Genomic DNA, 25208 nt, shown 5'->3' with positions numbered 1-25208 from the left:
TTTTATCCCATGGTTTAATTCCCACGGTTTAATCCCCATGGATTCATCCCCACGGGTTCACAATCGAGGCTATTGGAAATGTACCTTCGGTACATGGGTTGGTCGTAAAATTCGATTTCACCAAGGTTGAAACCTTGGCCTAACACGGTAAAACCCATTAAAATGGGTTGGGCTTGCTTTTCAAATGAATGCCTCAATCAGCAAAAGGTTTTATATCTGGGGAAGTTTTAACCATGAAATCCGCACCAACCTGCTTTAGCAGGTTTAACCCTGTTAGGCCATTGCTTTAGCTGTGGTTAAAAAATCAGCGACACAATGGAACACACCTATCGCGAGAGTCCCTCTCGTGATAATCAAAGAACCCTGTAAAGGCTCACTCATTATGTCTTACGGCTCGTTTTTACCACGTGATGCCCCCCCACGGGTTCACACCCGAGGCTAATGGAAATGTACCTTCGGTACATGCGCTGATCGTAAAATTCGATTTCACCAAGGTTGAAACCTTGGCCTAACAATGTCAAACCCATTAAAATGGGTTGGGCCTGCCTTTCAAATGAATGCCCGCAGTTAGCAAAAGGTTTTATGTCTGGGGAAGTTTTAACCATGAAATCCGCACTAACCTGCTTCAACTGTGGAGAAAATCAGTGGCTCGTAGGATTCTGGGCTCCATTCATCATTAGTTAACACCCCCTACTGACATCGTATTTGACGCCAACAACTGAAGGATCAGAAAAAGGCTTTGTCATCATTTCAGCCTTACTTCAGGCGTACATGACTGAACTTGAGCACGGCCACGAATATAGAACCGCCGAGGGCATTACCCAGCGTTGCCCATGCCTGAAATTTCAGGTAATCCATAAACGTTACCTTAGGACTTACAAGGAAACCCGAGAACACCTCCACGCTACCCACAATACAGTGGTGAAAACCGCCCATACCAATAATGGCCGTTACCATAATCACGACAACAATTCGGCTGATGGTCTCTTGTGAGGACGTCACCAGCCAACCGAGCAAGCCCATCATCCAGCCTGCAAAAATGGCACTTTCAAAAATTACGTCCCAGGAATAATCGACAAGGTGCACGGCAATGTACTCGAATGCGCGGTAATCGGTAAAACCAATTTTAGGCCCGAGAGAGGTGATCAGAAAGCTGAAAAGATAACCGCCAAGCAAATTACCAGCGTAAACAATCCCCCACAGCACCAGGAGCTCTTTTATCGTCACAATTTTCTTCAGCAAAGGCAGAATCGCCATGGCCGTATGCTCGGTAAACAATTCCGAACGGCCGATGATCACAAAGATAAAACCCAAGGGATAACACATCGCCAGATAAAATCGCTGTTGCGCCATGCTGACATCTTCCAGAAATAATGAATAGATGATACACATGAACAAAAAACTGAACCCGATTTCAAGCCCTGCCGAAAATGCCGAAAAAAACAAGCCCGTATTCGAGCGGTTGAACTCGTGCATCCCTGCCTCAATTTGCTCATCGAGAATTTGCTTGAACTGTTTCGGCTTGTCTAAAGTCGCCTTGTCCACATTATTTTTCTCAGGATCTCTTGATTTGAAAATTCCTCTGCCCATAGCTTAAGAATTGGTAGTCGTTTGGTTTTGGTGTAAATATTAACACACGAAGCTAATCCTTTTTATAAACAAATTGTTCCTTTTCGATACCAAATGAATAATACACGACATCCTGAATTCACCGTATTGACATGTTTTTTGACTATATTGAATTAAACAGACTATTCAAACTATGTTAGGCTACCGATTCCAACACCTTAACCCTGAGGAACAATCCGAGAAAACGCCTTTTGAGAAGATGCTCGACATTTTCATGCAGTTAATCACCATCACCTCTGGCGATGTGGGTGAAACCATGAAATGGATGAATGAACTTGACCGCCAGTACAAACTCACCAATGAGGATTACGGCATGGGGGATTTTTATCAGGAGCTCAAAGACCGAGGGTATATCAAAGAAAACCCACAGGACCAAAGCATTGAAGTAACGGCCAAAGCGGAAAGCCAAATCCGCAAATCAGCCCTGGAGGAGATTTTCGGTAAGCTGAAAAAATCGCACCGTGGGCAACATCACACCCCCTTCACTGGCCCGCAAGGTGATGAACTCAGTGCCGACAGGCGTCCGTGGCAATTTGGCGACAGCATGGGGCAGATCGCCATGACGGACTCGCTGCGGAATGCGCAAATCAACCACGGCATCAACGCTTTTCATTTACAGGAACAGGATCTGGAGGTGGTCGAGAAGGAATTCAAAACCCAAACCTCCACCGTACTGATGATCGACATCAGCCACTCGATGATCCTTTATGGAGAAGACCGCATCACCCCCGCCAAGAAAGTCGCGATGGCCCTTGCTGAACTGATCACCAAAAAATACCCCAAGGACACCCTCGACATTCTGGTTTTTGGGAACGATGCCTGGCAGATCGCCATTAAGGATTTGCCCTACCTGAAAGTCGGCCCCTACCACACCAATACCGTGGCAGGGCTGGAATTGGCCATGGATCTGCTGCGTCGGCGGAAAAACACCAACAAACAGATATTCATGATCACCGATGGTAAACCTTCCTGCTTAAAAGAACCTCGGGGGTATTACAAAAACAGCTTTGGCCTCGACCGAAAGATTGTCAATAAATGCCTGAACCTCGCCACACAGGCAAGGAAGCTGAAAATCCCGATCACCACTTTCATGATCGCCTCCGACCCTTACCTGCAACAGTTCGTCAGGGAATTTACGGAAGCGAATCAGGGCAATGCCTATTTCTCTGGACTGCAAGGCCTGGGCGACATGGTCTTTGAGGATTTCAAGAAAAATCGTCGAAAAAACCTTTAACTAACCTGCTCAGCCTATACCGATTGATTGATCGATCAAACCAATACCCCTGTAACAACACTCATTAGCAATAAACCAAAACAACCATATGCCAACGATCCACGACTGCACCACCTTCGGCGCACTGAAAGCCTCCAACTATCAGCCGAAAAGCATCAAAGAGGAGCTGCGAAGCAACCTCATCAAAGCCCTGCAAAATAACACCAACCCCTTTCAGGGCATTCACGGTTATGAAGAAACGGTCATTCCAGCACTTCAGCGGGCAATTCTCGCTGGGCACAACATCAACCTGCTGGGCTTGCGAGGACAGGCAAAAACACGGATAGCCCGCTTACTCACCCAGCTGCTGGACGAATATATTCCCTACATTCAGGGATCAGAAATCAATGACGATCCCTTTGCGCCACTATCACATTTTGGAAGAAGCCAGGTGGAACAACTCGGAGACGATTGCCCGATCGCATGGAAACACCGAGACGAGCGCTATGTGGAAAAATTAGCCACTCCCGATGTATCCATTGCCGACCTGATCGGGGATATTGACCCCATCAAGGCGGCCGCCCAGAAACTTTCCTATGCCGACGAGCGCGTGATTCATTTCGGACTGATCCCCCGCGCCAACCGAAGCATTTTTGTGATCAATGAACTACCCGACCTGCAGGCAAGAATTCAGGTTTCCCTTTTCAATATTTTGCAGGAAGGCGACCTGCAGATTCGCGGCTTTAATTTGCGGCTGCCCCTGGACTTACAATTTGTTTTCACGGCCAATCCCGAGGATTACACCAACCGAGGCAGTATCGTTACCCCACTGAAAGACCGTATCGAGAGCCAGATCATTACTCATTACCCTATGGATATTGAGACAGGAAAAACCATCACCAAACAGGAAGCCAAAGTGCCTGAGCAACTCAAAGAAAGCATCATCATCCCCGACCTCTTGCTTAGCCTGATTGAACAAGTGGCCGTAGAAGCCCGAAATTCCGAATACATCGATGTCAAAAGCGGGGTATCGGCACGCCTGACCATCTCCGCCCTCGAAACCCTTTATGCCACTGCCGAGCGAAGGATGCTCCTCAATGGCGAAAAACAAAGCCAGGCACGCCTTGCGGATTTCCTTCAGATCATTCCCGCCATCACAGGAAAAGTGGAACTGGTGTATGAAGGAGAGCAAGAAGGTGCCGCCGCCGTTGCTGCCACGCTCATGGAAAAAGCCGTGCGCTCCACCTTTGCCGAGCTTTACCCCTCGCCAGAAAAAGTACGCAAACAAACCGATAACCCCTACCTGCAAGTAGCGCAGTATTTCGAAAAAGGGAACGTCATTGATCTGCTGTCTGAATCCACTGATAAAGCCTTTGAAGCCGCACTGAAGAACATCCCGCCCCTTGAGGCGCTGATCAAGAAACACCAGCCCGACCTCTCCGGCGAAGAACACCTCACACACAAGGAGTTCCTGCTCCACGGGCTGTCGGCTTACAGCCTGATCAGTAAAAAACCCCTCGGCAAAGGGCACCAATTTTCAGATCTGCTCTCGGGCATGTTAAATATGGATCAGCCATTTGGCGATGAGGAATAAATTGATTTAATTAAAGGGCATTCGCCCTTTTTTTGGCGATGGACAGTTTTTAAATAGTTAGATTAATCATATGAATTTAATTCATTTTATAAATTTTTCCAGCTGAAAAGATACACCACAGCGCTCAAAACACCACCGACGATACTTAGGCGTGATTGTCGACAAAATTTGTTTCACGGTTTTCACGAAAACTTCAAACATTCTATTATATTTGCGTGGAACGTGTGGAAACACGCTAATTTCCTTTAACCGTAAACTCCCTTCAATATGAAAGTCACTTATTATGGACATGCTACTGTTTACATGGAAGTAGCAGGAAAGAGATTACTTTTCGACCCTTTCATTTCAGGAAATGAATTGGCCAAAGATATTGACCTGGAGGCGATCAAAGTAGATTATCTGTTACTGTCTCATGCCCATCAGGATCATATCCTCGACACCGAAGCCATTTTCAAAAACAATCCCGACCTGACCCTGATCAGCAACTTTGAAATCATCAACTATTTCAATGAAAAAGGGATCGAAAATGCCCTGCCGATGAATCTGGGCGGCAAGATACAAATCGATGATCTGGAAATTAAAATGACCATCGCCCACCACACCAGCTCCTTCCCTGATGGCAGCTATGGTGGCAACCCTGCAGGCTTTGTAGTTAAAGCGCAGGAGGGCACGTTCTACTTTGCGGGTGATACCGCACTTACTAATGACATGAAGCTTATTGCTGATGAGTACAAGATCGACTTCAGCATTCTGCCTATTGGCGACCACTTTACCATGGGCATTGACGATGCCCTGAGAAGCGCCGACTTTGTGCAGTGCGACCGCATTGTTGCGATGCACTACGACACCTTCCCCCCGATAAAAGTCAATCAGGAGGAGTGCCTGCAGAAGGCAGAAAAAGCCAACAAAGAATTGATCTTCATCGAAATCGGAAAAAGCGTTAATCTTTAATACTTATGGGTAAAATCATTGCCATTGCCAACCAAAAAGGTGGTGTGGGCAAAACCACTACGGCAATCAACCTCGCGGCCAGTTTGGCTGCATTGGAATTCAAGACCTTGGTCATTGATGCCGACCCTCAAGCCAATTCTACTTCTGGCTTGGGCTTTAATCCTCAGGATATCCAAACCTCTATTTACGAGTGCATGGTCGGTGAAGCCACCGTCAGCGATGCCATCGAAGAGACCGACATCAACTTCCTCCACCTGTTGCCTTCACACATCAATTTGGTGGGTGCCGAGGTCGAGATGGTCAACGAGGCCAACCGTGAACAAAAAATGGAAGCGGCCATTGCTCCGATCAGGGATTTGTATGATTTTATTATCATTGACTGTTCTCCTTCACTTGGACTCATCACCGTTAATGCCCTTACGGCAGCCAACTCGGTGATTATTCCTGTACAGTGCGAATATTTCGCCCTCGAAGGCTTGGGTAAATTACTCAACACCATCAAGATTATTCAGACACGCCTGAACCCTGAGCTTGAAATCGAAGGTATTCTACTGACCATGTACGATGTGCGCCTGCGCCTGTCCAATCAGGTGGTAGAGGAAGTGAAAACCCATTTCCAGCATATGGTATTCCGCAACCTGATTCCCCGCAATATCAAGCTGAGTGAATCGCCAAGCTTTGGGGTGCCTGTTATTGCCCACGACGCCTCCAGCAAAGGCGCCATCAGTTACCTGAACCTCGCCAAAGAGATTCTGGAAAAAAATGAGCTGGTGAAATAAACCAGGGCATTGCAAAAGATAAGATAGTAGAGAACACCACAGTGGCATGTACACTGTATTGGAATAGATATTTATGAGTCAAAAAAGAAAAAACGCGTTAGGAAGAGGGCTTGGAGCATTGTTGGAAGACTCAAAAGCAGCAAGCTTCAGTAAAGCGGGCATCGATGCTGAACCGATCACCGCCCCAATGGGGATCAACGAAATTGATGTCAAGCATATCGAGGTTAACCCGTTCCAGCCACGGACCGACTTCGACCCTGTGGCATTGCAGGAACTGGCGGAATCCATCCGCGTACAGGGGATCATTCAACCGATCACCCTTCGGCAGGTGGAGCCTGGCCGCTTTCAGATCATTTCTGGAGAGCGTCGGTACCAGGCCGCTCAGCTGGCGGGACTAACCCATATCACCTCTTATATTCGCCAGGCCAACGATCAGCAAATGCTGGAAATGGCCCTGATCGAGAACATTCAGCGTGAGGACCTGAACGCCATTGAAATCGCCCTTTGTTACCAGCGTTTGGTGGCAGAATGTGGCCTCAAACAGGAAGAACTGGGCTCACGTATTGGTAAAAACCGTACGACGGTCAATAACTATATGCGCCTGCTGAAACTTCCACCAGAAATTCAGGTGGCAGTTCGTGATCGCAAGATCTCCATGGGCCATGCGCGCGCCATCATTAATATCGATAATATTGACCTTCAGCTGAGCATCTTTAAAAAGATCGTTGCCGAAGACCTCTCGGTAAGAAAGGTGGAGCAGCTCGTGCGTGAATTGGCTTCAGGAAAATCAGTTGAAAGCAAGGACAAAAATCTTGACCCAGAACGCGCCTATCAGATCAAGCGTATTCAATCAAGACTAAGCAACCACTTCGGCACAAAAGTCGGCATTACTTCAGATGATAAAGACAAGGGCTTCATCAAAATCCCTTTCATCTCTGCAGAAGACTTTAACCGAATTATGGACATCCTTGACTTATAATTGATAATGGATTACCGTTTACTTTTAAGTTTATGCCTGCTGCTATGCTGCAGTTCCCCCGCCTGGGCGCAGTCCGACAAAAAGGAAAAGGAACCTGACTTGCATATCGAGGCCGACGAACAAATTGACCTGAGCAATCCATCGGGGCCAATCAATTATCAAATTGACTCCACAAAACTCAGGCATCAGGCCCGATATCAGGGATACACCAAAGCGCTGAAAATCCCCGAAGGGGACCTGAACGATCCCGCCGTGAGGAAATACAAAAATGTCCCGCTGCGTGCCGCTTTTTATTCCGCCGCATTACCAGGACTGGGGCAAATCTATAACCACAAATACTGGAAAGTGCCCATCATTTATGGTGGGGCCATCACGATCGGCTATTTTGTGGGCTACAACGATCAGTACTATCAGCTGTTCAGGACTGCCGCTTTCGATAAAGACAACGGCAACCCCAACGGCAACCCAATTGCAGATGCCTACACCATTGAGCAACTCGAGCAACGGGCCGACCTCGCGCAGCGAAACCGTGACTGGTCGATTGTGTTCATGACCGTGCTGTATGCCATGCAGATCGTCGATGCACACGTAGACTCCCACCTGCGGGATTTTGAAATTTCGCCCAATGTAAGTATGGGCATTCAACCCACCCTGATCCCCAACATGACGGGGACACCAGCCGTGGGACTGTGTCTGAATTTCAGCTTAAAATAGCATTTAAATCATCACCTTTTTAAAAAAATATAACCAATGAGAATCGCACTTTTAGGATATGGGAAAATGGGCAAAATCATCGAAAGCATTGCCATCAGTCGAGGACACCAAATTGTTGCCCGCATCGACAAGGACAATGCTGCCGACCTGCAAACCCTTACCAATGAGCAAGTAGATGTTGCCATTGAGTTCTCTATGCCTGCGGTGGCTTTCGACAACCTGAGCACCTGCATCAAAAATGGCATTCCTGTTTTGTCGGGTACCACAGGCTGGCTGGATAAAATGACAGACGTAGAAAACCTGGTGAAGGAAAAAAATGGCACGTTTTTTTATGCATCCAATTATAGCATTGGTGTCAATCTGTTTTTTAAAATCAATGATTTTGTCGCCAAACTGATGAATCCGCAGCAGGACTATAAAATCGATATGGAAGAAATTCACCATACCGAAAAGCTTGATGCCCCATCAGGAACCGCCATTACCCTCGCTGAAGGCGTGATCAATCATACTGAACGCAAGGAGAAATGGGTAAATAATTCTTCTGAAAAAACTGATGAGTTATCCATCATTTCACTTCGGGAGCCTGAAGTACCTGGGACCCATAGCGTACACTACCGTTCGGAAGTGGACACTATCGAGATCAAACACACCGCCCACAGCCGCCAGGGTTTTGCCCTTGGTGCCGTTTTAGTGGCTGAGTGGCTTCCTGCTCAAAAAGGAATGAAAAACATGGATGACTTCTTAAAACTATAATCGACCAAAATATGGACATCCAAACTCAAAAGGAGCAATCACAAAAACCGAAGAAGAAAAAGAAAGGCTTCTTTCGCGAATGGGCGGACGCCATAGTGTTTGCCGTCATTGCTGCCACGATTATCCGCTGGCTGTTTATGGAAGCCTTCACCATCCCTACCCCTTCGATGGAGCACTCCCTGTTGGTAGGCGATTTCCTTTTTGTAAGTAAAATGCATTATGGCGCACGTACAGCCATGACCCCGCTTCAGGTGCCTTTAACCCACCAAAAAATCTGGGGAACGGATATCCCTTCCTATTTGGACTGGGTCAAGCTGCCGCAGTTCCGCCTGCCAGGCTTTTCGGAAGTGAAACGCAACGACGTGGTGGTGTTCAACTACCCGCCAGAGCTTGAGCATCCTGTCGATCTGAAGACCAACTACATCAAGCGGTGTATCGGGCTTCCTGGTGAAAAACTTGAGGTCAAAGACACGCAGGTTTTCATTAACGACAAGGCGATCAAGAACCCTGAAGAGATGCAGTTTAAATACTACATCAAAACCAATGAGTCGGTTCATGAGCGCATTTGGAGAGATAACGACGTCAATGTTGCTGACGTGATCAAGGTGCGTGGTGGCTACCTTGCCGACCTCACCAATCATGGCGCAGCATCCCTTAAAGCCCTTCCTTTTATTGAAGACGTGGTGATGCTCAAGAAAAACAAAGGCGATGCCACAGCAGGAATTTATCCTGATGCCAAGCGATTCGCCTGGAATGCCGACTGGTGGGGGCCGATGACCATCCCTGCTGAAGGCATGACGATTGACATCAACCCAGACAATATCCTACGTTATGGGAAAGTGATCAAAAACTATGAGCACAACGATAATGTTGTCCTCACTGAAGATCAGATCACGATCAACGGGCAGGCCATCAAGCAATACACCTTTAAGCAAAACTACTACTTCATGATGGGCGACAACCGCCATAATTCTGAAGATTCACGTTTCTGGGGATTTGTACCGATGGATCATGTTGTCGGGAAAGCATTCTTCACTTTCTGGTCTATTGATCCTACAGCTCAAGGCTTCGGGTTACGCCCAGGGAAAATCCTTAAAATGATTGATTAAGCTTCGTGCTTCAAAATAATACAAAGCCAATTCGCATTTCGTGAATTGGCTTTTCTTGTTGAAGGGCTTTGCTTCATTTTAAAAAAAATACGTTTTCGTCCTTTTTACCTTATTATCCTACCTGTACCAAGGTAAAATTCTGTTTACTCAAAGTAACATTCTGGTTAATCATTAAATTTTTAAACATTAGGTTTAAATTATTCAAATAGATTCCGATATTAGGTCAGAAGCATCGCTTCCACAAACAAACTAAGGGATAAATACAGCGTTATTACTCTTGAAATAATCATTAGCTAAACAAAGGAGATTAAGGATATGGTCACAGAAATCACACAGGGCATAAAAGTATCCGTTGAAACGGAATACCAACCTGATTACTCGAGCCCCATTCAACATCACTATGTCTTCACCTACCGAATTGCCATAGAAAACCAAAGCGAACACACCATACAGCTGCGCAGCCGCCATTGGAAGATCCATGACAGCAATGGGCAAACAAGAGAAGTGGAGGGCGATGGGGTCGTTGGACAACAACCAGTACTCGAACCGGGGCAGTCGCACAAGTATGTCTCAGGCTGTAACCTCAAAACAGGAATTGGCAAAATGCTCGGCCGATACGCCATGGAGCGCCAACTGGACGGAAAGCAATTTGATGTCGCCATTCCTGAATTCAATATGATCGTTCCATTCCGAATGAACTAAATATTGCTTTCAGCAAAAGAATACCTAATTTGCCAAAGATTAGGTATTTTTTTATGCAAAAATTACATCAGTTAAAAACGTTAATTAGGCATTGGTTCTTAGCCGTTGACCGCCATTCGCTCCATGGGCAGTTTGCCTACGACCTGTTCGAGCATACCCAACGGCAAGCCCGCCCAAAAATGGAGGCCCTGGAACAGGCGCGCAAAAAATTATTGACCGACGGACAGGTACTCTCCTATCAGGACATGGGTGCTGATAAAACCATCCGTAACAGAACCGTCAAATCATTGGCCGCACGCAGCCTTTCGAGCCCACGGATGTCCTCCTTCTTTTACTTACTCACCCAATGGCATCAGGCGCAGCAAATCGTGGAACTTGGCACCTGCCTGGGCGTCAATACCGCTTACCTTTCCAAAGCCACCACGGGAACGGTACACACCTTCGAGGGGATTCCACAGATCGCCGAACAGGCGCAGCAGCTCTGGGAAGTGCAGCAGCTGAAAAACATCCGCTTAACAGTAGGAGATATTGACCTCCGCCTGCCCGAATTCCTGAACACTGCCGCCCCTATCGATCTGGCCTTTATTGATGCCAACCACACCTACGAGGCCACCTTGCGCTACTTTGAAATGTTGCTGCCGCACTGCCATCAAAACGCTTTGCTGATTTTCGATGACATCTACCATAGTGAAGGCATGACCCGTGCGTGGGAAGCGATAAAAAATCACCCGAGAGTAAAAATGAGCTTCGATTACTGGCGCTTTGGCATTGTCTGCCTCTGCCCCACCATCTCGGCCAAACATTACCGCATTGGCTTCAGTTGGTGGTAGCCTAATGGCCCCAAAACAATGGCCGCACTCTTGAAGGGCGTTTCAAATCTAAAAAATCTGCGCCCATAGTTTAGCGATTTACTGAGGCAAAGGGTTATTTGAAGAGCACAGCACCGCTATTGTTGAAAAATCATTAAAAATCAATTCCAATCACCTAAATTTGAAGTTGCAAGGTAATTTTAAAACATGCGCTTAATTAGCCGTGACCTTTGTAAAAAAGATTGACCTTCCTAAATTTACATCAAAACGAAAATTTCATAAGCATATGTCTGAGGAGAAAAAAGCAGGGAATAAGTTGCTTCCCGTAGTAATTATACTGGCCATCTTACTGTTAGTAAGTTTGGGCTATATTTTTCACTTACACCAAGTCAATACGGTATCGCAACAGGAATTGCAAAGTTCAAAACAAAATGTTGAGCTCTTGCAAAAAGATTTAGATAAGAAAATTGCTGAAATTCAGGAACTCGGCGGAAATGTTGATGACCTGAAGGCCGTTCGCGAGCAACTTGAGCAAGAGAAACAGGCTTTGGAAGAAAAAAGCACCGTAACTACCCGTCAGCTGTTGGCTTTTAAAGACAAAGCAGAAGGTTACCGTGAGCTTTTGGTAAGAAAAGAAAAAGAGATTGCCAAACTCAAGAAAATCAACGAGCAGCTGGTAACAGAAAACAGCGACCTGAAGGAAGAGAAAAATGAGTTGAACCGATCGATCAAAACCCTGAACCAGAAACAGGAAAAACTGAACGAGAAAGTAGAATTTGCTTCCCGCCTGAAGGCCGAGAATTTTGAGCTGATCGCCATTAACAATCGTGGAAAAGAGCGTAAAGGGGATGAATTCCGCCACCGCCACCTCGAAAAACTGAAGGTCAATTTCAAAATTGCTGACAATAAAGTGGCACCAGTCGGAGGCCGTGAAATCATGATTCGCCTGATTGATGACAATAATAATGTATTGTTCGATGTTTCTAAGGGCGGCGGAAGCTTTATGCTTGATGGCCGTGAGACTTTCTACTCTGAAAAGCAGGAGATTCTTTTCGACAACACGCAGCAAAGCCTAACCTTCATTTACGACAAGGGCACTGAATACGAAAAAGGAAAATACATTTTGGAAGTTTACGCTGACAACTATAAAATGGGGCAAATTCCTTTCTCGGTTAGATAATATTGGTGGGAGGTTCTAACCCACAGATAACACCTATTTTCACCGATTGATCCGAAAGGGTTACGGTGAACTGATAAAGGCGGACCTTTCTGAAAGGTTCGCTTTTTTTTTTGCACGGTACGGGGCGGTCGAACAACTCAGTTCATTGAACGGAGCGCAAAATACTATTTCATGAGCTGTACGGACGCACCCAATGTCATTAAGTTAAGGATTTTGGACTGACTCAGGTGTAAATTTGAAATGCATGTAAAGGCATAATTCATTATGTCTCACATAACAATTTGAACTAATCCAAGAGAAATCAGCGTTGTGTTAGACGTTAAAAATAACGTCTCTACGGGGTAAGGCGCTTAACTTAATGACATTGGGTCTGCCCATACAGTGGCCAAATAAAATTTCGTGGGATAATATCGGATTATGGTTGTGCAACAGCCTCCTACAATATGGGGCCTGCAAAAACAAAATCATGGCCTAAAAAACACGCCACCCGCCTACTTCAGGCACCAAATTTGCCCCTAAGTTTTTGAAATTAAAATAAACACTGTATATTTGCAGGCCGAAAGAATTCTTTCGGTTTAAAAAAATCACTTAATACTTTAAGCACAATGGTACTTAAAAATTACGAGACGGTTTTCATTTTTACTCCCGTTTTGTCTGATGAGCAGATGAAGGAAGCCGTTGCCAAATTCAAAGACATCTTGGTAAAAGAAGGTGCAGAAATCGTTAATGTTGAAGAGTGGGGTCTTCGCAAGTTGGCTTACCCAATTCAGCACAAAAAAACTGGTTTCTACGGTTTAATCGAATTCAAAGCTGCTGCAACAATCGTTGACGCTTTGGAGACTGAATTCCGTCGTGATGAGCGCGTTTTGCGTTTCTTGACTACTGCTTTGGAGCCAGCTGCCGTTGAATACAACGAGAAGCGTCGTAAAGGCGAGTTCAACAAAAAGAAAGAAACAACTGAAACAAAGGAGGCTTAAGTCATGACATTGATTAACGAACCAGTAAATCGTAACGAGAATCGCAAAAAATATTGCCGATTCAAGAAAAATGGTATCAAATATATCGATTATAAAGATGCCAACTTCTTATTGAAATTTGTGAATGACCAAGGTAAAATCTTGCCTCGTCGTATCACAGGTACTTCAGTAAAATTCCAAAAGAAAGTTTCTCAGGCGATCAAGCGTGCACGTCACCTTGCGTTGTTGCCATACGTGACTGACTCATTGAAATAATTTTTGTAGTTTTTTAAAATTTGATTGAGAAATGGAAATTATCCTAACAACAAACATCAAAGGTTTAGGCTACAAAAACGATATCGTTGACGTTAAGCCTGGATATGGTCGTAACTACTTGATCCCTCAAGGTTATGCGATGGTAGCAACAGCTTCTAACAAGAAGATGACTGCTGAAAACATCAAGCAAGCTGCTCACAAAGCAGAAAAAATCAAAGCTGACGCTGAAGCATTGGCTGCTAATATCGGAGATACTAAATTGACTATCTCTACTAAAGCAGGTGATAACGGTAAAATCTTTGGTTCTGTAACGACTAACCAAATCTCTTCATTGTTGAAAGAAAAAGGTTACGATGTAGATCGTAAGCAAATCTCTATCAACGGCGAAGTTAAATTTGTTGGTGAGTACACAGCTTCTATTGACCTTCACAAAGAAGTTAAGCATGAAATTAAATTTGAAGTTATCGCTGAATAATTTCAATCTTCATGTTAAGATATTAAAGCCTGAACTTCGGTTCGGGCTTTTTTTTGTCCAATCCAATTTTTCATTATATTTATAGTTCAACCTAAACTTAATTTAATGAAAAAATTAATCAACCTACTGGCAGTATATAATTACCCCAACAATTCAGACAGCAAGTTAAAATAATATACTAACTTGTAAATCAATGAAAAGCAGAAGAAAATTTAGCCCCAAGTTTAAAGCCAAGGTAGCACTTGAAGCGATCAAAGAACAACAAAGCACAGCGGAACTTTGTCAGAAATATGAAATCAGTCCTGCACAGATTGGCCAATGGAAACAACTTTTTTTGGAGAATGCATCGAGTGTTTTTGAAAAAGGGAGTAAGGCTATCAAGCAGGAATCTGATCATGAAGGAGCGTTAAATAAATTATACTCTAAAATAGGACAACTTCAAGTTGAGAATGATTTTTTAAAAAAGGCCTCATCGAAGTAAAGAGCGTTACCGAAAGACAGGTGATGGTCGATGAGGAACATGCTGATTTAAGCATTAGACGTCAATGTGAGCTTCTCCAAATTTCTCGTTCGGGCTGGTATTACAAGCCAAAAGGGGAAAGTGAATTGAATCTTGAATTGATGCGTGTAATTGACAAAGAATACCTTGAGCATCCTTTTCGAGGGGTACCTTCTATGACTTCGTTTTTGATTAATGATTGCGGTTATCCGATCAATAAGAAGCGAATTGAACGTCTGTACAAAGTCATGGGGCTTCGTTCTCTTCTTCCTGGTCCGCACACTTCAAAACCTTCACCTGAAAATAAAATATACCCCTATTTACTTAGAAACCTTGAAATAACCCATTCAAATCAAGTTTGGGAGACGGATATCAGCTATGTTCCTATTGCAAAAGGGTTCATGTATCTGATGGCTGTGATTGATGTCCACTCTCGATATATTGTAGGCTGGTCACTCTCAAACACCATGTCAGCAGAGTGGTGCCGCAATACAATTCAAGAATGTATTAACAACCATGGCGCTCCTGAAATTGTCAATACAGACCAAGGGAGTCAATTTACGAGTGATCTCTTTACGGGCTATCTCTTAGGCCAAGGAGTAACTATTAGCATGGATGGAAAAGGTCGAGCAACCGACAATATTTACATTGAACGATTTTGGCGAACGGTCAAATATGAAGATATTTATTTGAATGAGTATCGCGATGGATTAAAGCTGCAGATAGGACTTATCGAATATATGAACTTTTACAATAACGAAAGAAGGCATAGCTCAATCGATGAGAAAAGGCCCTGCGATCTTTACCAATCCAAGCCGCACTCAACAACATCAGAAGCAAAAGTAAGCGCTTCCTTAGAATCAGTCAAGGGCGGGTAAATGCTCCTGCCGCAGGCGCAACACAGGAGCACCCTTGACAAGATTCACTGAAGCACTTGATAACTCGCTCAGATGTTTTGAGTTCAAGGGAAAATAATTTAAATAGCAGAGATGGCTGTCTGAAGATTGGGGGAAATTATAGTATTCACCTTCCTATTACTGACGCATCAGGCGAACGCACAAATCGGTGTTTCGAGTTATGGCATTAATGCGGTGAGTGTCAATACACCTACCAACAAAATGATCAGCGGTGAGCTGAAGACCTTCGCCAACCGAGATTTTGAAGATTTACTTTTTGAGCTCGACGGCTTCTACAATTTCAAAGCAGGAACCTATCACCGCTTTTCAGCAGGTTTAGGCATCGCCTTTTCGCCATTTATATCCAATGACAGAATGTATGCCGTAACCGTCCCCCTATCTCTTGAATTATACCCCCTGCAAGATCTCAAGCAAATTTCCTTATTATTTGAGGTCGCTCCTGAGTTTTTGATTGATAACCCAACCCGCCTGCGGACTTTGTGGGGTATCCGATACACTTTTGGCTCCACCAGCAAATCATCTTCAAAATAAGTACAACCCTCCTGTTGAAGGGTATTCCCCCAATACCTTCAACGACTGCCTATCTATTTACAGATTCACAAGGATAAATTCTTTACGGCCGTGTTAAGTATTAAAATGGATAATTGCAGGCGTAATCTGTGGATGATAACACGACAAATCGGAGACTGCCCCCTCCTGTTATTCCTAAAGCTGTCCAAAAAACAGCAAGCAAGACAGTACATTTTTTAGCAATAATAATTATATTCTACAAAAGCCTCCCAGTCGATCATGATGGTGCACCACCCCAATGAGGGCAACACCACCTCGCCTACTGAGGCCAATTCTTTAGCCGTCAACTTAACCCGATACCGACAATGCATAGCGCTGAATTCTGGACCGATCATTTCCAAAATAATTTAACCGTCAAGAGGATAAACTGGGACATCAAACCCAACCTGACCAACCGTGAGAAAGCAGAGATACTGTACTCCCTAAAAGCGTGGCAACTCGGAGAGACGAGCGATGGCAAACATTTATTGGCCGCAGCAGCAAAGCATGCCAATCAATACCACGAACCCGCATATGTGGAGGCTGTTAAGCTGTTTATCAAGGAAGAGCAGAAGCATGGTAGAAATCTGGCCAAATACCTCACTGCCATAGGGGAAGAAACCATTCAAAAAGACTGGGGGGATTATTTCTTCAGGAAAATCAGGCACCTTAACACCAGTATGGAGCTGTGGACGATTACGGTACTGATCGTTGAAAGTGCTGCACAGATCTTTTATCAGGCACTCAGCGACGCCAGCAATTGCCCACTCCTCAAATCGATCTGTAATGACATCCTGATCGACGAAGCCCACCACATAAAATTTCAGAATGAAAGGCTCTGGAAAATTTTTGAGCACAAAGGATTTTACCAAAAGGCCCTGAGCATTGGGCTGTACGGAATACTCTTTTTTGGAACAATCCACGCCGTTTGGTTTGGCCACAAAAGAGCGTTCAGAGCAGGTGGAGTCAATAAAAAAGAGTTTATGCGCCAAATGTATTATAAATTCTTCAACAGCCTGAAATACTCTCACTCGAAGCCTGCTCCTATGGAATCAAATTACGCCTCCGCCTGAAAACCCGACGGAGCAAGGCAACGCAAAGTGGCCACATGATTTTTTTGATTTCGAAAATCGGACATCGTTTACAAGCGTGTTAAAAACTAAAAATTCGTAACGAAAATTCGGCGTATTGCTGAAGTGATGAATCGAATTTTATCCGTCGAATGGGCAAAATTAGTTCCTAATTCAAATCCTTTGGGTATCAAATAATAAGGAAAGTGGTTCAGCAATAAAGTAAATGTTCATATCATCCTAATTATATTGTACAAATCACATTTTCACAGAAATCAATAGACAAAATTCATTACAGCAGGTTCAATAACTGAATTTACCAAATCCCGCTGAGCTATGTCTGCCGATACTTATAATTGTGATCATGAACTTTTCAAACTTGAGGACCTTGAAGATCGCACCCCCACTTATGCCAAGGTCAAGGATCTTGACCTTGTGGTTATCCGATACAATGACGATCAGGTATCCGTATTTTATGGTCGGTGCCTCCATCGTGGTGCCCTGCTTGCGGATGGCTATCTTGAAGGGGACAACCTCATCTGTGGGCTACATTACTGGGATTATCGCATTGATACGGGCGTTTCGGAATATAATAACGAAGAAGCCCTTCATCATTTTAAATCAACCATCGATGCAGGGAAGGTCTATGTCAGTCTTCAGGAGGTAGAAGACTACCTGAAGGAAAACCCGCAGCCTTTCGACCGCGAAGCTTACCTCGGTTTATATGCCGACACCAATCCGCAGCCTACGGAACCGCATAACGCCACCATTCAGTCCCTTGCCAAAAATGGCCTGAATGCCAAACACGGCCCTGCGGAAGCCATGGGTGTGGAGCGGGATCAACTCCCCAAATGGGAGGACATTCAGTTTCTTCCTGCGCAACTGGCGCGCCGACCACTGATGGACGATGCCGAGGTTGAGACCACCACGGTGATTGGTAAAAAGGCCAAAAAACCACTGACACTTTCCATGCCTCTTTTTGTTACGGACATGAGTTTTGGAGCCCTCTCCAAAGAAGCCAAAATCGCCCTGTCGAAAGGAGCTGAAATGGCAGGAACGGGCATTTGTTCAGGGGAAGGAGGAATGCTCAAAGAAGAGCAGGAAAACAACAGCCACTATTTCTATGAAATGGCAGCAGCCAAGTTTGGCTTTTCGTGGGAGAAAGTAAAACAGGCGCAGGCTTTCCACTTCAAGGCTGGTCAGGGTGCCAAAACAGGCATTGGCGGACACCTGCCTGCCAATAAGGTCAATCAGGAAATTGCCGACGTCAGAGATATATCAGTGGGGGAAGACGCCATCTCGCCCCCTGCCTTTCCCGACCTGAAAACGGCGGCAGACTTCAAGGCTTTTGCCGAGAAAGTCAGGGAAGTCAGCGGAGGCATTCCTGTCGGGTTTAAAATGTCAGCAGCACATATTGAAAAGGATATTGATTTTGCCCTCGAGGTTGGGGTGGACTATATCATTCTTGATGGACGAGGAGGAGGAACAGGCGCTGCACCGACGATCATTCGCAATAATATCAACATTCCTACCATCCCTGCACTGGCACGGGCAAGGCAGTACCTCGACAGTAAAGGTGCAGACCATGTCAGCCTGATTATCACAGGTGGCTTGCGGGTGGCAGAAGATTTTGCCAAAGCCCTAATGCTTGGTGCTGACGCCATCGCCATCGGAAATTCCGCCATTCAGGCCATTGGCTGTCTGGGGATGCGTGCCTGTAATACTAATTTCTGCCCTGTGGGCATTGCCACGCAAAAAGAAAACCTGCGTGCCCGCTTACAGATCAACAAATCTGCTGAACAGCTCGCTAACTTCTTCAATGCAAGTAATCAGTTACTGAAAGTCATTAGTCGCGCCTGTGGCTATGACCAACTCGGCGCCTTCAAGGCCGATGACCTGACGACCTTTAATCGTGAAATGCACCACCTCACGGGCATCGCCTATGGGGGAACTAATCTATAAACTACCCGATATGAAAATTAAAACGGATAAAGAGGCCCTTGCGGAATCCATTGATTATCTACACCATCTAAGCCAATTTCTGGGAATATTTGGTCATACCATGGTGCCTGAACAGGCCGATACCTCCCATACCAATATGGAATGGAACGACAAGGAAGGACGCCTTTACGGGCAGTGGAGTGGCGGTACGCCGAAAATAAGAATGTTCCTGCAATTTAAGGATGCGCTGCTGGGCATGCAGACCGAGCAGAAAACCGTTTTACAACCTTCGGAATCCTGGTCGCCAAAGGAAATCATTCAGTGGATGGAAAGCCGCCTCGCTTTTCTGAGCAACCAGCCCGCAAAGATGAAGCTTGATTTACCTTATGATTTCAAGGATTTTGAAGTGAATGATCAGCCTTATATTATCCCTGACAATAAATACTTATGCCATTGGGGCCGTATGCTTGGACAGTTCCAGCATGTGATCGATCAGCTCACAAAGAATGAGGAACACACGGGAGCAACACGAGTTTGGCCACACCATTTCGACCTCGGAAACCTGATAATTCTTTCAAAAAATGAACAGGGAGAAGCCACCGAAACGATCGGCCTTGGCCTGGCTATTCCCGACCACCTCAGCAGGGAACCTTATGGCTACATTAATTATTTCAACAAGGAAAAGAAATTACCTACTGATCGACCAAGCTTGGTGTATGGGCATTGGGTGGATAATGGAATGCAGGGCATCATTTGTCCGATTACGGAATTCCATGAGGACACCATAGAGCAGGAAAAGGAAATCAAAAAGTTCCTCAGTGAAGGCATCGAAGCGATTAAGAGCATGCGATAGCTGAAAATGGAACCCTCGCCATGTGCCTGTTGAAATTGAGCAATGACGACCATCAAAATGTCATGTCATTCCTGTCCGCTGAAATAAGCGAGTGATTCCTTTATCCTTTACAGTTTCAGATGAATCAGTGAAGTTAAATTGACAGCAACAAAAATGGCTGCTTTGCCGATAAGCTATCATCTGTACGGACGTTGTAGCAACATCACTACGGCGGTAGAAATCATCTTGCGATTGGGGTGATGGCCTATTTTCAACAGCTTGCCCATAAACTATCGCAAGACGCCGTTTCGTGATCAATGTTTAAGTTGAGTTTTTGCTACAAGGCAATCTCACTACAGCGGTAGAAATTATCTTTCAATTGGGGTGATGGCCTATTTTCAACAAGCTTGCCCATAAACTATCGCGAGACGCCGTCTCGTGATCAATGTTTAAGCTGAGTTTTTGCTACAAGGCAATCTCACTACAGCGGTAGAAATTATCTTTCGATTGGGGTGATGGCCTATTTTCAACAAGCTTGCCCATAAACTATCGCGAAACGCCGTCTCGTGATCAATGTTTAAGTTGAGTTTTTGCTACAAGGCAATCTCACTACAGCGGTAGAAATTATCTTTCGATTGGGGTGATGGCCTATTTTCAACAAGCCTGCCGATAAACTATCGCGAGACGCCGACTCGTGATCAATGTTTAAGTTGAGTTTTTGCAAGGAGGCAGCCCCTCGTGTAGGTAATATGCTTTGGGTATTTATAAAGAGAGGGATCGCCGATATTGTAATCATCAGACCATCCCTCTTGTAATTATGCATCCACAAAATTAACAATTTCTTTTACTGAGCACTAATCGTTTTCTTCATTGTAAACTCCAGATCTCCTTTACCCAAAAGTTCAAAAACATAAGTTCCTTTTACAGGTAAAACAATAAACAGTTGCGTTTGTGGCTCAATTGTGATGGTGTCAAAACTTCCTCGTGACGCACTGATTTCTACTGCAAAATTGAAAGGATTACGAAAACGGACATTGCCGAATGCGTCTTCAGCATTCCATTCAGCAATCGTATTAATCAAGAATTTTGGGTTTTCACTGTCGACAACATAAGCGGCCTCAAAACTTGTTTCACCTGCCAAAATAGCCTTTCGAGCCTGTTCCTGCACAGAAAGAGCAGGCGTATTGTCTTCTTCAGCATCACCGTCAGGGTCTTGGTCACCCTCTGTTCCTCCTTCGTCTACACCAGAATTATCATCCTCAGAACCTTCATTATCCTCTTGATCCTGATCATCTTCAGCACCTTCGCCATCCTTATCTTCCTCAGGAGCCTGAACCTCCTCTTGTCTGTCATTTTCAGGTGTTGGATCATTGGAAGTATCAAAGCATGACGATAATGATAGTGCGAATACGGATAATAATAAAAAAGTCTTTTTCATTTTTTTATGGTTGATTAAAAATACTAATGCAATTGTAACACCTTCGCAACCTTAAAAAAAACCAAAAAATAATTCACGATATAATTCAGTGATTTATATTAACAACTTTCATCATTTTTCTATAATTTCATTTATTATTTTAATATGATGATGTGAATGAATTCCTATAAACTTAATCGCCTTTTTCTTTCTCATGTCTCCAAAAGCAGGGTGTCTGAAATACTTATCAGACGGTAAAGAGGGTAAAGTAGCAACAGCTTCCCTCGCTTCTTTCAGCATTTGCTCCAATAAGGCACGGTCAAGTTGTTCGGGGGGCAAAACCCGTTTAGGAGAGCGCCCTTTCCCCCTCGGAATGACCCCAAAACACTGAATCAACAACCACATAAAGGAATTCTTCTTTACGAATTGATCAGGGACTGAAGCCTCCATTACTCCGATAATGCTGATGATCACCTTGAGGGCATGACCTATATGCCAATAAGTACCTGACTTGGAGACGGACACCTTTTGAAGGTCTCCTTTTTGGATAGCCTGATCGAGGGCATGCAATTGATTTTCGAGCTTGGTCATGATAAAAATTATTGGGTTATACTCACCAAAACCAAATTCGGGAAAGAAGGTTAGCGCCCATGGCCTCAAAGCCAATCATTGGCGCGGTCTTCTGTACACTGAGTGCTCCAGAGAGATCAGAATCACCTTCGATCTTCAAAACACACCTCCCCATAATCAGCATCTCCGAGGGGCTCATCGGCTGATAAAACAGCGGTAGAATATTTGAATAGTGCCTGCGTATTTTCCATCTGTGGGCTTTTAAAACCGCTTTTAAAGGCTTAAGCCTATAAGCCTCCAAGTGCGCTTTCAAAAACTGCTGATACGCCTTTGCCATCGGGCAGGCATATACGGGATGTGCTCCTACAACTTCCTCCATCCAATCCAAGAGCTCCGAAAAATCATTGGTTACAAGCTCCGCAAATGCTGCCCCACTTCGGAAGCCGATGATGTGAAATGAATCTTGACGGGAACTTGTGGCACTTACTGAAATTAAAAAGATGCTTTTCATAGGTCGTTCAATTTTGGTCTTATGCAATGATAAAACCAACAAGTGCACCACAACTACACTGAGAAAATCAAGCACAAAAAAAGGCCGACACCAAAGCATCGACCTTTAATATTTTAATCAGTGGGATGATTATTTTGCTGGAGCAAAGATATATTGAGAAACCCCATACTTGTAAGTATGCTCTGTTGACTCAACAACCAATTTACCATCTTGGAAGTAAATCTTATCTGTATTATTCAATACAACTTCTTTACCGTGCATTAACATGTTCTCATAGTCAAAAGATGAGAAATCAGTTGGGTTAACAGCTACTTTTACTTCGCCAGTATCCTTATCTGTAATATCGTCAGTACTTGCCTCATCAGTAGCAAAAGGAGAAGCATATGCACCAAAAATTTCAACTGCATAGTTGTCCTCTGTCACCATTTTAAATACGTCATACCCGAAGCCATAAATAGCCACCTGCAGGTCTTCGCATTTCTTATCTTTTTCTCCTTGACTCAAATCATCAAAGTTTTTGGTATCCACAACAATTTTCTGACCATTAACTTCTTTATGAAAATCAAGTGTCAAACCAAAATCAATTGCACCTTTAGCTTTATTGATGATGGTCAATGCAGGCGCACCGTCAGGTGTTTGTGAAGCCTTTAACATATCATCTGAAGGGATAAATTTCTCCAATTTCCAATCACCTGCGATGATTGCCGCATAAGTAGAATCAGCCGTTTGTTTCATTGCTGCCAAATGCTGCGCATCAACTTCCTCTTGAGAAGGTTTTTCAGGAGTTGGATCATCACTTTTAGATGAACATGCGGAGAACATTGTCATCGCACTAAATAATACGGCAGCGTAAAATGTTACTTTTTTCATAATAATAAGTATAGGATAGGGCTCATGCCCAATTAAAAATTAGTTTTTAAAGGAGAAAGTCTTATAAAATCTTTCTCTCTCGGCCAGGGCTTTTTTCCTCCCGTAGAGGCCAGCAATAATGGTAGGGTCGTCAGTACTTTTAATACTGATCGCCAATTTAAGGTCTTGTGCTTGCTCATCAGAAATCGTTAAACCACTGACAGTGAAGCGGCCATAAGACTGACCCGCTTTAATTTCCACTTCTTTCTGAAAATCAAATTCCTTGCCGACTTCGCCCAAAGAGTTCGCCGCCACGAATTCCAGCTGAATGCGCACATCATGATCAAGCACATGAGAAAGTGCCAGACTGTCGGTCGTTACCCCTTCAGGATCACCATTTCGACTTTCATTCATATACACGACGCCCTCTTCGCCACTCATGCTTACAAAGGCGGCACCTTTATAAGATTTATCCAAAGGGATATTATCGTAGCGATCCGTACAGGCGGTAAATCCCATGGCCAAACCCATGGCTATCATCAATAACTTTTTCATATTTATTCAGATATATTTGGGTTGGCATTGATTTCCTCCAATGGCACCGACCAATTGTATTTTGGAGAATTCGCGGGTAGCATCTCCCCAGTCGATCGTTTCACAACAATATTCAAGTCTTGTGCCTTACGCTTCAAATCATAGAATCTCAAACCTTCTGAAAAGAGCTCGCGGCGACGTTCCTGAAGAATCGTAGTGGCCGTCAGCGTGCTTACTTCCGATGCTCCACGGGCTTTGCGTAACGTATTGAATACACGAAGCGCAGCAGTTTTGTCCGTATTCATATTGGCTTCCGCATAAATCAAATACTGCTCTGCAAGGCGGAAATATTTATAGCACAGGTTTCTGTTAATCGCGGTATTGCGATCATTCACCTGCACAATATATTTATTCGGCATATCGTCAGTACTGATATAATCTTTATCCTTGCGGATGTCATCAGCTTCAAAGGATTGTAAAAGTTCAAGCGCAAGTTTCACCTTACTGAACTCATAAATTTCCTGATAGTCAATCAAACTCGCGTCGTCGGTATCCGACAGGTTATCCGTCTCAAAAATCACTTCCTGATTGTCTGAACCTACCTGATCTTCCCACAACTTCCAGTAGTTATCCTTATCCAAAAGTGGGGTATTGATGAAGTGTGCCGCATTTTCACTGGCCACCTTCATATCTCCCATATATAGGGCAATACGCGCTTTCAGTGCCCAAACAGCCTGCTGACCAAAAACGTATGGCGCATCGGAGCTGGAAGGGTTGAAATTGGTCTCCTTAAAGATCTCTGATGCACGGTCAAGATCATTGAACATCTGATCATAAACCTCCTTGAGGGTAGATTTACCCAAATATTCACGGTCAAGCTTCAGTTTTAAAGGCACTGCAAGCTGGTCGCCATTTTGCCCTGTATATCGTGGTGCGTAAAGCTCCACCAGGTTAAAGTAAGACCACGCACGCATGGCCAAAGCCTGCGCCATAATCTGGTCTTTTTCATTCTTTTCTTCATCAGACTGCGGCGTTACCACATCGTAATTGTCCATGATCACATTGGCACGGGCAATTTGCTGATACTGCACCTGCCAAACGAAAGGCTGAGGCTGAGCGGTGTAGTTCCAATGGAAAATATTATAGTTTGACGGTGCGTAACCCTCAATCACCTGGCGGAAATCATCTGATGCAAAATCAGAAGTGGCCATATTCTGCTGAGGGCTTGTCAGGTCGCGGTACATTCTGTTCAGCGCCATCTGATAAGAGGGAACATCATTGAATGCCGTTACTGAAGGCACCACATCCTGAGGCGTGATATCAAGCAAACTACAGGCACTTGTCGAGGCGACCATTGCGCCCCAAAATGCCATTCGGAATATCCAATTTCTTTTACTCAT

At 44.5% G+C, this 25208-nt stretch carries 27 protein-coding genes; 20 read left to right on the top strand and 7 right to left on the bottom strand.

Annotated features, from left to right (window positions below; all coding sequences use genetic code 11):
- Window positions 1–756: 756 nt before the first annotated feature.
- A complete protein-coding gene (locus AABK40_RS05070) occupies window positions 757–1590 on the bottom strand; it encodes a formate/nitrite transporter family protein (RefSeq protein WP_332922082.1) in 834 nt (277 codons plus the stop codon).
- Window positions 1591–1762: 172 nt separating this feature from the next.
- Here AABK40_RS05070 and AABK40_RS05065 point away from each other — a divergent pair, with 172 nt between their 5' ends.
- The 20 genes from AABK40_RS05065 (at window position 1763) to AABK40_RS04970 (ending at window position 19948) form a co-directional block, all read left to right on the top strand.
- Entirely contained in the window at window positions 1763–2863 is a 1101-nt protein-coding gene (locus AABK40_RS05065; protein WP_332922081.1) for a vWA domain-containing protein, read from the top strand.
- An 88-nt stretch (window positions 2864–2951) separates the two neighbouring features.
- A complete protein-coding gene (locus AABK40_RS05060; RefSeq protein WP_338397808.1) occupies window positions 2952–4436 on the top strand; it encodes a magnesium chelatase ATPase subunit I in 1485 nt (494 codons plus the stop codon).
- 267 nt (window positions 4437–4703) lie between these two features.
- Complete coding sequence (locus tag AABK40_RS05055) at window positions 4704–5387, top strand: metal-dependent hydrolase (RefSeq protein ID WP_338397807.1); 684 nt, start codon at window positions 4704–4706, stop codon at window positions 5385–5387.
- 5 nt (window positions 5388–5392) lie between these two features.
- Complete coding sequence (locus tag AABK40_RS05050) at window positions 5393–6166, top strand: ParA family protein (RefSeq protein ID WP_332922078.1); 774 nt, start codon at window positions 5393–5395, stop codon at window positions 6164–6166.
- Window positions 6167–6239: 73 nt separating this feature from the next.
- Window positions 6240–7145: a ParB/RepB/Spo0J family partition protein gene (locus AABK40_RS05045; RefSeq protein ID WP_332922077.1), complete on the top strand. Its 906-nt coding sequence runs from the start codon at window positions 6240–6242 to the stop codon at window positions 7143–7145.
- Window positions 7146–7151: 6 nt separating this feature from the next.
- On the top strand, window positions 7152–7859 hold the full coding sequence (locus AABK40_RS05040) for a DUF5683 domain-containing protein (RefSeq protein WP_332922076.1): 708 nt from the start codon (window positions 7152–7154) through the stop codon (window positions 7857–7859).
- Between the two features lie 36 nt (window positions 7860–7895).
- Window positions 7896–8612, top strand: a complete 717-nt coding sequence (gene dapB, locus AABK40_RS05035; RefSeq protein WP_332922075.1) for a 4-hydroxy-tetrahydrodipicolinate reductase — start codon at window positions 7896–7898, stop codon at window positions 8610–8612.
- A gap of 11 nt (window positions 8613–8623) precedes the next feature.
- Window positions 8624–9721 (top strand): signal peptidase I, encoded by a 1098-nt coding sequence (gene lepB / locus AABK40_RS05030; protein WP_332922074.1) that lies wholly within the window; start codon window positions 8624–8626, stop codon window positions 9719–9721.
- A 315-nt stretch (window positions 9722–10036) separates the two neighbouring features.
- Window positions 10037–10423 carry a Co2+/Mg2+ efflux protein ApaG gene (gene apaG / locus AABK40_RS05025; RefSeq protein WP_332922073.1) on the top strand — a complete coding sequence of 129 codons (387 nt, stop codon included), beginning with the start codon at window positions 10037–10039 and terminating at the stop codon, window positions 10421–10423.
- A 53-nt stretch (window positions 10424–10476) separates the two neighbouring features.
- Window positions 10477–11253: an O-methyltransferase gene (locus AABK40_RS05020; RefSeq protein WP_338397806.1), complete on the top strand. Its 777-nt coding sequence runs from the start codon at window positions 10477–10479 to the stop codon at window positions 11251–11253.
- 265 nt (window positions 11254–11518) lie between these two features.
- Window positions 11519–12412, top strand: a complete 894-nt coding sequence (locus tag AABK40_RS05015) for a chromosome segregation protein SMC (RefSeq protein WP_338397805.1) — start codon at window positions 11519–11521, stop codon at window positions 12410–12412.
- Between the two features lie 605 nt (window positions 12413–13017).
- Entirely contained in the window at window positions 13018–13389 is a 372-nt protein-coding gene (gene rpsF, locus AABK40_RS05010; RefSeq protein WP_332922070.1) for a 30S ribosomal protein S6, read from the top strand.
- Window positions 13390–13392: 3 nt separating this feature from the next.
- Window positions 13393–13644, top strand: coding sequence for a 30S ribosomal protein S18 (gene rpsR / locus AABK40_RS05005; protein WP_332922069.1), 252 nt, complete (start codon window positions 13393–13395; stop codon window positions 13642–13644).
- Between the two features lie 31 nt (window positions 13645–13675).
- Window positions 13676–14119, top strand: coding sequence for a 50S ribosomal protein L9 (rplI, locus tag AABK40_RS05000; protein WP_332922068.1), 444 nt, complete (start codon window positions 13676–13678; stop codon window positions 14117–14119).
- Window positions 14120–14312: 193 nt separating this feature from the next.
- Complete coding sequence (locus tag AABK40_RS04995) at window positions 14313–14600, top strand: transposase (RefSeq protein WP_338396827.1); 288 nt, start codon at window positions 14313–14315, stop codon at window positions 14598–14600.
- Complete coding sequence (locus tag AABK40_RS04990) at window positions 14591–15496, top strand: IS3 family transposase (protein ID WP_338398059.1); 906 nt, start codon at window positions 14591–14593, stop codon at window positions 15494–15496. Before AABK40_RS04995 ends, AABK40_RS04990 begins: the two co-directional genes overlap by 10 nt.
- 126 nt (window positions 15497–15622) lie before the next feature.
- Window positions 15623–16066 carry a hypothetical protein gene (locus tag AABK40_RS04985; protein ID WP_338397804.1) on the top strand — a complete coding sequence of 148 codons (444 nt, stop codon included), beginning with the start codon at window positions 15623–15625 and terminating at the stop codon, window positions 16064–16066.
- Between the two features lie 344 nt (window positions 16067–16410).
- Complete coding sequence (locus AABK40_RS04980; RefSeq protein WP_338397803.1) at window positions 16411–17157, top strand: ferritin-like domain-containing protein; 747 nt, start codon at window positions 16411–16413, stop codon at window positions 17155–17157.
- A 333-nt stretch (window positions 17158–17490) separates the two neighbouring features.
- Window positions 17491–19116: a glutamate synthase-related protein gene (locus AABK40_RS04975; RefSeq protein ID WP_338397802.1), complete on the top strand. Its 1626-nt coding sequence runs from the start codon at window positions 17491–17493 to the stop codon at window positions 19114–19116.
- A gap of 10 nt (window positions 19117–19126) precedes the next feature.
- Complete coding sequence (locus AABK40_RS04970; RefSeq protein WP_338397801.1) at window positions 19127–19948, top strand: hypothetical protein; 822 nt, start codon at window positions 19127–19129, stop codon at window positions 19946–19948.
- A gap of 823 nt (window positions 19949–20771) precedes the next feature.
- Here the strand turns inward: AABK40_RS04970 and AABK40_RS04965 are convergent.
- The 6 genes from AABK40_RS04965 to AABK40_RS04940 form a co-directional block, all read right to left on the bottom strand.
- The gene (locus tag AABK40_RS04965; protein WP_338397800.1) at window positions 20772–21365 is read right to left on the bottom strand and encodes a hypothetical protein; all 594 of its coding nucleotides are present in this window, start codon (window positions 21363–21365) and stop codon (window positions 20772–20774) included.
- A gap of 111 nt (window positions 21366–21476) precedes the next feature.
- On the bottom strand, window positions 21477–21935 hold the full coding sequence (locus AABK40_RS04960) for a hypothetical protein (protein WP_338397799.1): 459 nt from the start codon (window positions 21933–21935) through the stop codon (window positions 21477–21479).
- A gap of 22 nt (window positions 21936–21957) precedes the next feature.
- The gene (locus AABK40_RS04955) at window positions 21958–22425 is read right to left on the bottom strand and encodes a hypothetical protein (RefSeq protein ID WP_338397798.1); all 468 of its coding nucleotides are present in this window, start codon (window positions 22423–22425) and stop codon (window positions 21958–21960) included.
- A 129-nt stretch (window positions 22426–22554) separates the two neighbouring features.
- Window positions 22555–23295 (bottom strand): hypothetical protein, encoded by a 741-nt coding sequence (locus tag AABK40_RS04950; protein ID WP_338397797.1) that lies wholly within the window; start codon window positions 23293–23295, stop codon window positions 22555–22557.
- Between the two features lie 39 nt (window positions 23296–23334).
- Complete coding sequence (locus tag AABK40_RS04945) at window positions 23335–23829, bottom strand: hypothetical protein (protein ID WP_332922059.1); 495 nt, start codon at window positions 23827–23829, stop codon at window positions 23335–23337.
- Between the two features lie 2 nt (window positions 23830–23831).
- A complete protein-coding gene (locus AABK40_RS04940) occupies window positions 23832–25208 on the bottom strand; it encodes a RagB/SusD family nutrient uptake outer membrane protein (RefSeq protein WP_332922058.1) in 1377 nt (458 codons plus the stop codon).

It is taken from the genome of Persicobacter psychrovividus (assembly GCF_036492425.1).
Lineage (GTDB): Bacteria > Bacteroidota > Bacteroidia > Cytophagales > Cyclobacteriaceae > Persicobacter > Persicobacter psychrovividus.
This window is presented reverse-complemented; position numbering and strand designations above follow the sequence as displayed.